The sequence below is a fragment of the Actinophytocola sediminis genome, assembly GCF_054779715.1.
In genome coordinates this window covers 1-8,952 of record NZ_BAAGXS010000163.1, presented here as the reverse complement: position 1 = coordinate 8,952, position 8,952 = coordinate 1, and the positions used below count along the sequence as shown (strand labels likewise).

Here is an 8,952-nt window from a genome sequence, read left to right as displayed (position 1 = left end):
GGCAGCGCGGCCGCCGGGGGTGGCGCCGGGCGCATGGTCTGCCAGTGCGCGGCGGTCTGGTCCTGGCGTGGGGGCGCCGCGGCGGGCGCCACCGGTCCAGCCTGTCCTGTCGGCACGGCCGCCTGGCCTGCTCCGAAACCGGTCACCTCGGCACCTCGTCTCCTGGCCATGACCCGTCGGCCTGAGGTTCCCACGATCGGGCGATGCGCTGCTCGGTTCGTATATCTCGGATGTACCCGCCGGGGGTAGCGTCGGTTGGTGGCTGCCTTCGGCGGCCCAGCGTGTTTCCGGTTTCCCCAGGTCACGGCGGGCGGCCATAAACGGCCGCTTCGATGGCCTTGCCGTGGTGGCAAGTGTGCTGGGTAATTGTTCCCGCGGGTACTGCGATGGGGGATGGCTCATGGGTAAGGAACTGCGCGCCGGTGGGCAGCGCAGGCGGATGACCGTCATAGCCGTGATGGTGGGGTGTCTCGGACTGCTCGGCGTGGCCGTGTTCCAGGCCGCGCCCGCGTCGCAGGCGGTCGAGTTCATCCCGGTCGGCCACTGGATCTATCACGTCGCCGACGAGTCGGCCTATCACGTGGACGGCTCGACCGGTCAGGTCGACGCGCGGGTCAACGTGCCGGGCGCGGAGGCCGAGAGCCAGGTGGCGCAGGGCAACGGCTCTGGCTACGTGGTGGAGCGCAAGCGCATCACGATCTTCGACGAGTCCACGTTGCACGTCGAGGACGCGGTGGACGCGCCGTCGACCGAGCGCCCGGTGGTGCTGGAGGTCGCCGGCGGCCCCTACCTGGTCTACCGCAACGCCGGGCAGGTCGTGCGCCTCGGCAACCCGATGGCGACGGTCGCCGCCGGCGGTCCGCTGACCGACCCGGTCGCCCTCGCCGACGGAACCGTGTGGCTGCACCGGATCGACACCGGGGCGCTGTGCGCGCTGCCCCGCGACGCCACCCGGCTGTCCTGCCCGGTCCGGCTCGAACAGCAACACCAGGGCCTGCTGACCGTCGTCGGCGGCCGGGCGGCGCTGGTCGACACGACCGCCGACACGCTGAGCCTGGTGACCGACAACGGGTTCGGCGCCGCCCGGCCGATCGGCTTCGACCTGCCGGCGACGGCCAGGGTGGCCGCGTCGGACGCCAACGGCAGGCTGGCCGTGCTGGACGCCGAGCACGGCACCATGAAGCTGGTGGACACCGCCGGCCTGGACGGCCGGCCGGAGTCCGCGCCGGTCGAGATCGAGCTGCCGGGCGACGGTGAGTACGTCGGCCCGGTCGCGGCGTCCAATGTGGTCGCGGTGGTCGACACCGCCACGAACGAGCTGCTGACCTACGACAGCGCGGGCGAGCACCGGGAGACGATGAGGCTGCCGGCCGAGGAGGGCTCGCCGCGCCTGGTCTCCGGCGAGGACGACCGGATCTATGTGGACAGTCCGGACGGGTCGCGGGTGCTGGTGGTGGACGGGCGGAGTGGCTCGGTCCAGGACGTGCCGGTGGTCATCGAGGACCCGGACGCCTCCGAGACGGTGTCCGCGCCGGACGCCGGTGCCCCCGACGAGCAGCCTGGGGTGCCTGAGCGGCAGCCGAGAAACGACGAGCAGGACGAGAACCGGTCCGACGACCGGTCCGACGAACCGGACCGGACGCGGGAGCAGCGGCGTACCGAGACACCCGCCAGGGAACGCGAGGTCGTCGAGGAGTCCGAAGTGGACTCCACGCCCCCGGTCGCGTCGGCCACCCCGCCGGGTGCGCCGGGCGGGGTCTCGGCGGTGGCCGGCCACCAGTCAGCCACGGTGAGCTGGCGACCCGCGGCGCCGAACGGTGCGCCGGTCACCGCCTACCACCTGTCCTGGCCCGGCGGGTCGATGCGGGTGGACGGCTCGGCCGGACAGGCCGCGGTGTCCGGGCTGACCAACGGCACCGCGTACCCGATCGCCGTGGTGGCGGAGAACTCGGCCGGCCGGGGACCGGGGGCCAGCGCGGCCGCGGTGATCCCGCTGCGTGCGGCCGCCGCGCCGACGGTCACCGTTCCATCCCAGTTCGGCCTGCAGCCGGTGACCTGGAACCAGCCCGACCTCTACGGCGGCACCCTGGTGCACTACCTGGTCAGCGTGACCGATCAGGCCGACCAGACCACCACCGAGCCGACCATCACGTTGACCAGCTTCAACAACGACGCCGGCACCGTCACGGTGCGCGCGGTGACCAGGTTCGGGCCATCTGGCGCCTCGACGGTCACCGGGGAGCCGGGCAGCGCGAAGATCCCCTCACCGCTGGACTTCCCCGGCGTGACGATCACCCGGGTCGCCTGGGTCGCCCCCGGCGGCGACGAGGTGGCGGTCACCGTGGACGTCACCTCGGAGTCGCCGGCGACCTGCGACCTGACGGTCACCGGGAGCCCGAAGACCTCCGCACCCTGCCAGGGTCGGACCACGTTCACCGTGGCCGGCGTGGTGCCCAACGCGGCCACCGGGACGATCCAGGTGATGGTCGTGGCCAAGAACTCCGGCGGCTTCAACGGGGCGCCCGCGCAGTGGATGGGCGCGCCGGAGGCCGCGCCGGCCGGCGGCGGGTTCGTGCTGTGGCTTGGCCCCGGCGCGCTCGCCGCGACCCACTGGTGGACCAGCAGGCGCCGCAACCGTGACGATCGAAGGGAAACCGTGTCGTGACCCCAACGCCAGGCGCTGCCTACAAACGCATCTCGGACAACGTGCAGTCCGTCGTGCGCGGCAAGCCGGAACTGGTTCGCCTGACGGTGGCCGCGCTGTTCGCCGAGGGACACCTGCTGATCGAGGACGTGCCGGGCGTCGGCAAGACCACGCTCGCCCGGTGTGTCGCGGCCAGCATCGGCGGCAAGTGGAACCGGATCCAGTTCACCCCGGACCTGCTGCCGGGCGACATCACCGGCGTGATGGTGTACCACCAGAACACCGGGGAGTTCCGCTTCCACCCCGGCGGCATCTTCGCCAACATCATCCTGGCCGACGAGATCAACCGCGGCACGCCCAAGACCCAGGCGGCGCTGCTCGAGGTGATGGCCGAGCGCCGGGTGACCGTCGACTCGGTGCCCCACCAGGTTCCCCGGCCGTTCCTGGTGGTGGCCACCCAGAACCCGATCGAGCTGGAGGGCACCTACCGGCTGCCGGAGGCCCAGCTCGACCGGTTCCTGATGCGGCTGCGGGTCGGCTATCCCGACCACGACGCGGAGTTGATGGTGGTGATGTCCGACTGCGCCGAGGTGAACCCGGACGATCTGCCGACCGTACTGTCCCTTGAGGACCTGCGGCAGGTGATCCGGGAGGTGCGCCAGTTCCGGGTGGCGACCGAGATCGCCTCCTACGCGGTGCGCCTGGCCGCGGCGACCAGGGCCCACCAGGCGGTGCGGTTCGGCGCGAGCCCGCGGGGCACCATCGCGTTGATCCGCGCGGCCCAGGGGCTGGCCGCGACCCACGGCCGCGACTACGTGATTCCCGACGACGTCAAGGATGTGGCGCAACCGGTGCTCGGGCACCGGCTGGTGCTCACCCCGGAGGCGGAGCTGAACCGGCGGCAGGTCAGCCAGGTGGTGGCCGAGCTGCTCGGCGAGGTGCCGGCGCCGACCGCGATGGCCGGGAGTTAGCGCCGGTGGCCGGTTCCCGCACGCGGCCGCGCCGGGACGGTCGCGGTCTCACTCGCCGTGGGCTGGTGGTGCTGTTGGGCGGTGTCGGCTGCTACCTGCTCGGCGAACTGGCCGACTACGCCATGTTCCGCGCGCTGGCCGGGTTCGCGCTCGGCGCGGTCGGGGCGGCGGTGGTGGTCGCGATGGCCCGGCCGCGCGCCGAGGTCACCAGGACCGTGCACCCCGACCGGGTCGAGCGGGGCACGCCGGCGTTGGCCACCCTGGTGGTGCGCAACACCACGACCCGCCGGCACGGTGGGTTCTCGGCCGTGGACCGGGCGGGCGCCACCGAGCACCGGATCCAGGTGCGGCCGCTGGCGACCGGCGCGGAGGCCACGTATCACTACGAACTGCCGACCGACCGGCGTGGGCGGCTGCGCATCGGCCCGCTGGTGCTCAACCGGGCCGACCCGTTCTGGCTGGTGCGCACCAACCGCATGATCGGGTCGACCACCACCGTGCTGATCTATCCGAAGCGGCACGCGGTGCGGGCGGCGTCGGTCGCCTTTCCGCGCCACCACTACGACGGTCCGACCACCGACCCGCCGCTGCGCGGGTCCAACGATCTGGTCGCGGTGCGCGAGTACGTCCGGGGGGACGAGGTTCGGTTGCTGCACTGGCGTTCCACGGCCAAGACCGGGGTGTTGATGGTCCGGGAGTACACCGACCCGGCGCTGGCCGGGTTCACCGTCGTGCTGGACACCAGGGCGGGGGCGCTCACCGAGGAGGCGTTCGAACACGCCGTCGAGGTTGCGACTTCGCTGCTGTACGCGGGGGCCGAGGCCGGGCAGCGGTGCCGGCTGATCACCTCGACCGGGACGAACGTCGCGACCGACAGCGGGCTGCCGGGGGCGCAGGTGCTGTTGGACGAGCTGTGCCTGGTCACCCAGGACGCGGACGCGCGCGGACCGGTGGTGCCGGCGGAGCTGGCCACCCGGCGGCCGGCGGGTTCGCTGGTGGTGGTCACCGGGCCGGCGGCCGATCTCGGGCGCGCGGCGGTGTGGCGGCCGGACACGGTGTTCCGGCTCGGCGCGGCCAACCGGGCCGGCGGCGGCGTGATCGCGGCGGAGACCGCGGCACGGGCGGTGGCGGTGTGGAACGTGCTACGCACGGAGGTGGGCCGGTGAACCGGGTCGCGGTCGCCGCGTTGGTGGCCGTCACGGCGGTGGCCGGGCTGTTGTTCTCGCCGGTGTTCGGGATCGGCGCGTTGGTGGTGCCGGTGCTCGCGGTGGTCGTGGCCGGCTACCTGTGCGTCGAGCTGACCGTGCGGTTGCCGCGGCTGGCGCCCGCCCGGCCGCTGCTGGTCGCGGTCGTCGGGCTGCTCGTGGTCGTGGAGGTGGTGTTGTTCCCCACCACCGTGGTCGGCCTGCCGACCGGGGAGACGCTGCGACTGCTCTGGCACGGGGTCACCGAGAGCTGGCTGCTCAGCCTGCAGTCCACCTGGCCGGCCCGGCCCGACCCGGAGCAGCTGCTGTTCGTGCCGCTGGCCACGGTGTTGGCCATGGTGGCCGGCATCGAGTTGTTGCCGGGCAGGGGAAACGGCGCCGACCGCCGGGCCCGCCCGTTGCTCGCGCTGCTGCCCAGCCTCGCGCTGGCCGGGCTTTCCCAGGCATACCAGGCATTGGACGGGATGTCCTCGGTACTCGCGGCGGCCGGCTACGGTCTGCCGGCGGCCGTGCTGGTGTGGGCGTGCACCCGCCGCCACGCCGGCGACGTCCGCTCCCGTAAGTCCATTATGGACGCGTGGCCGGTGGTGCTGACCGTGGTCACCGCCGCCGTCGGCACGCTCGCGATCAGCGGGATCGACCCGCTCGACCGGGGCGCGTACTCCCTCAAGGACGGCAAACTCGCCCCCCTGCGGGAAACCAGGATCACCAGTCCGCTCCAGCAGATCGCCAACCGACTGTCCACACCGGAAACCGAGGTGTTCAGCTACCGCGCGGACGAGCCGGTCGCGCTGTGGCGGCTCGCGGTGCTGGACGGCTTCGACGGCGCGGGCTGGTCGGCCGACGTCCGGCCGAGCAGGCTGGGCAGCCGCATCGCCGGACCAACCGGCACGAAGACCGGCTCGGCACAGGTAGAGCTCGGTGACCTGACCGGCCCGTGGCTGCCGAGCCAGGCGATCCCGCTGGACGTCGCCGGGCTCGCGCCGCTGGTCGACCAGCACACCGGCGTCCTGTTGCGCGACCAGCCAACCGACACCGGCGACTACCGGCTGACCTGGGCCGAGCCCGCGGTCGACGCCGCGACGCTGGGTGGCGCGCCGGTGGACACCAGAGTCCACGGTGGACTCGGCGGTGTCGGCGTGGTGCCACCGGAGATCGACCAGCTGGCCAGGGACGCGGTGGCCGAACTGCGCCCGACCTTCCAGTCTGCGCTGCAGCTGGACCGGTTCCTGCGGGAGAACTACCGGCTGGCCTCCGGCGACGACCTGCCGACCGGACACGGCTGGCCCCAGCTTCGCCGCTTCCTGGTCGACACCAAACGTGGCACCAGCGAGCAGTTCGCCGCCGCCTACGTGGTGTTGGCCAGGATGAACGGCATCCCGGCCAGGCTGGCCGTCGGGTTCCGCGGCGGCGAGGCCGACGGCGATCGGTACGTGGTGTCCAACCGCGATGTGCTCGCCTGGCCGGAGGTCGCGGTGCGCGGCGTCGGCTGGATTCCGCTCGACCCGACCGAGTCGGCCGAGTCCGCGGGCGCCGCGCCGCGCACCGGGCTGAGCGCGGCGGTCGACCGGGCGCGGGCGGAGCTGCCGCCGGAACGTTCGTTGCGCCAACCGGAACTGCCAGTGGACGAGCGGGTCACCGAGGTCGCCGAGACCGACGACCCGACCGCGACCACCTGGCCACTGGTGACCGCGCTGGTGGTGGCCGGGGTGCTGGTCTGCTGGCTGCTCGGGGTGCCGTTGGCCATCGCGCTGCGCGCACGTAACCGCAGGCGCAGAACCGGTGCCGCCGGGGTGCTCGGCGCGTGGGCCGAGGTGTGCGACCGGTTGCGCGGCCACGGGGTCGCCTATCTGGTCGGCATGACGCCCCGGGACCTGGCCACGGTGACCATCGGCGCGGCCGGTCCGGACACCGGTCAGGCGATCAGGGAACTCGGCCGGGTGGTGGACATGGTGCTGTGGTCCGGAGTGGACGTCGCCGACGGCCATGCCAGACAGGCGTGGCGCCAGGTGGCCCAGATCCGCCGGGGCATCGCGGCCCGCCCGCTCCGCACGCGGCTACGCGCGGCCATCGACCCGCGCGTGCTGCTCCCGCCGCGCGGGCGGTCCCGTCACAACGCGCAGCGGGCGCCGCGGATGGATACCGGTTCGCTGGTGTAGATCTCGCGGCTGTCGGTGGCCCGGATCTGGAAGCAGTACCTGCGTTCCTGGTCGACCGGCACGGACAGCTCGTGCTGGCGGTTGGCCACCAGCACCATCGTCTCGATGTTCTCGCCGGCGACCACGACGGAGAAGTCCAGGTCGCCCTTCGCGTTCCACTTCAGCTCGACCCGCTCGCCGAGATCGTTCACCTCGGTCACCGACAGCCCGACGTCCGGCGCGACACTGGATTCCGGCCGGGGCGCGGCGGTCGTCGTCGGGGCGGGGGCCGGGTTCGCGCCCTGGTTGTCCTCGCCGCCCGAGGTGACCAGGACCGCCGCCACGCCGGCCGCGGCCAGCACGACACCGATCCCGGCGGCGAGCGGCCAGCGCACCGCGCGTCGCGGCGCCTTCGCGGGAGCGTCGCCGCCGACGCTGTACAGCAGGGTGCGCCCTGGCGCGGGCGCGACGGCGGGCATCACCGGCGCGGTGGCCTCCGGCGGCCGGGGAACGACCGCCGGTATCGGCGGTGGGCTCGGCGGTGAGGTTGGCACTGGAGCTGGTACTGGGTTGACGGGTTGCGGGATGTCGTGCCGTGGCCCCAGGTCCTGGCGGCTGGCGAAGGAGTCGAAGGTGATGTCCGAGTGCGCGGCCGGCGGGGCCAACGGGTTCAGCACTGCGGTCGACCGCCCGCCACGCATGTGGTCGAACCACGCGGCCACCCGCGCCGCGTCCGCCGGCCGGTCCGCCGGCTCCTTGGCCAGCAACAGGCTCACCAGATCGGACAGCTCACTGGGAATGGCCTGGATCGGCGGCACCGGATCACGCAACACCCGCAGGATCCGCTCACCGGGCGCCTGCCCGGTCCGCCGGGGAAACGGCGGCGCGCCGGTCAACATCGCGTAGAGCACCGCGCCCAACCCGTACAGGTCCGACGCCTCGGACCGGAGATCGTCGCCAAGGGTCTCCGGCGCGGTGTACTCCAACGCGTGCATCGGATCCCGGGAGAACCGTTCGCGCAGCGCCAGCCCGAAGTCGCCGAGCACCGGCTCGCCCGACCGGCGGAACAGCACGTTGTGCGGGGTCACCCCGCCGTGCACCACCCCGGCGCCGTGCGCGGCGGCCAGCGCGGTGGCCGCCGCCGACCCGATGGCCAGCACCTCCGACACCGGCAGCGCGCCCCTGGTGAGCATCCCGGCCAGCGACCCGGCACACAGCTGGGTGACCACGCTCGACCGGTCGCCGGAGTACTCGCCGACGGCGTCGACGGGCAGGATCGAGGCCACCGAGGCGACCGTGGCCAGCGCGCGCCGCTCGCGGTCCAGCCGAGCCGCGGTGTCCCGGTCGAACCGGTCGGGGAACACCTTGACCGCGACCTCGGCGCCGGTGGCCGCGAGCCGTCCCGCGTACACGATGGCGACCGGCCCGCGACCGAGCACGGTCGCGGCGACCACCGCGCCCCCGCCGTCAACACTCAACTGCGCCGCCTCTGGCATATCCGCAACTTACGAACATTCACCGGCCCCGGCGGGTCTCGGCAGCTTGCTGCCGGCGGCGCTGCGCCCGGTCCGCACCGGCAATGCTTTCCTTATGCAGACTACCGGCCTCGTCAGAGTCACCGTCTCCGCTCCGCAGCGGCGCATCGACATGGCGTTGCCAGAATACGCGCCGTTGGCCGAGGTCCTACCCGGTGTGCTGGCGCGCGCGGGCGAGGATCTGGCCGACGACGGGGTGACCGGTGGCGGCTGGGTGCTGCGCCGGGCCGACGGCGCCGAGTTGATGCTCGGCCGAACCCTGGCCGCACATCGCGTCCGCGACGGCGAGATCCTGCACCTGACCCCGGGGCAGTTGGAGTGGCCGGAGCTGGAGTACGACGACCTGGTCGACGCGATCGCCACCGGCTCGGGCCGGGGCAGGAGGCCGTGGGGCCCCCGGCACACCCGGCTGGCCGGCCTGACCGCCGGGGTCGCCGCGCTGCTGCTCGTCCTGGCCGA

6 protein-coding genes are annotated in these 8,952 nt (G+C 73.4%); 5 read left to right on the top strand and 1 reads right to left on the bottom strand.

Annotated features, from left to right (window positions below; genetic code table 11):
• Window positions 1-400: 400 nt before the first annotated feature.
• The 4 genes from ACYVIP_RS45270 (at window position 401) to ACYVIP_RS45255 (ending at window position 6,979) form a co-directional block, all read left to right on the top strand.
• A complete protein-coding gene (locus ACYVIP_RS45270; RefSeq protein WP_460407499.1) occupies window positions 401-2,665 on the top strand; it encodes a fibronectin type III domain-containing protein in 2,265 nt (754 codons plus the stop codon).
• Window positions 2,662-3,615 (top strand): AAA family ATPase, encoded by a 954-nt coding sequence (locus ACYVIP_RS45265; RefSeq protein ID WP_460407497.1) that lies wholly within the window; start codon window positions 2,662-2,664, stop codon window positions 3,613-3,615. The genes ACYVIP_RS45270 and ACYVIP_RS45265 overlap by 4 nt, the downstream gene beginning before the upstream one ends.
• A 65-nt stretch (window positions 3,616-3,680) precedes the next feature.
• Entirely contained in the window at window positions 3,681-4,781 is a 1,101-nt protein-coding gene (locus ACYVIP_RS45260) for a DUF58 domain-containing protein (protein ID WP_460407496.1), read from the top strand.
• Window positions 4,778-6,979 carry a transglutaminase TgpA family protein gene (locus ACYVIP_RS45255; protein WP_460407494.1) on the top strand — a complete coding sequence of 734 codons (2,202 nt, stop codon included), beginning with the start codon at window positions 4,778-4,780 and terminating at the stop codon, window positions 6,977-6,979. Before ACYVIP_RS45260 ends, ACYVIP_RS45255 begins: the two co-directional genes overlap by 4 nt.
• Here the strand turns inward: ACYVIP_RS45255 and ACYVIP_RS45250 are convergent.
• Window positions 6,931-8,454, bottom strand: coding sequence for a protein kinase domain-containing protein (locus ACYVIP_RS45250; RefSeq protein WP_460407493.1), 1,524 nt, complete (start codon window positions 8,452-8,454; stop codon window positions 6,931-6,933). The genes ACYVIP_RS45255 and ACYVIP_RS45250 overlap by 49 nt on opposite strands.
• Window positions 8,455-8,548: 94 nt before the next feature.
• On the opposite strand from ACYVIP_RS45250, the gene ACYVIP_RS45245 reads away from it, so the two are divergent.
• A partial coding sequence (locus ACYVIP_RS45245) for an EsaB/YukD family protein (RefSeq protein WP_460407491.1) occupies window positions 8,549-8,952 on the top strand: 404 nt, incomplete at its 3' end.

Bases quoted from the DNA above. Each gene is read 5' to 3' on its own strand.
- ACYVIP_RS45270 (WP_460407499.1), top strand. From the start codon at position 401: ATGGGTAAGGAACTGCGCGCCGGTGGGCAGCGCAGGCGGATGACCGTC.
- ACYVIP_RS45250 (WP_460407493.1), bottom strand. From the start codon at position 8,454: ATGCCAGAGGCGGCGCAGTTGAGTGTTGACGGCGGGGGCGCGGTGGTC.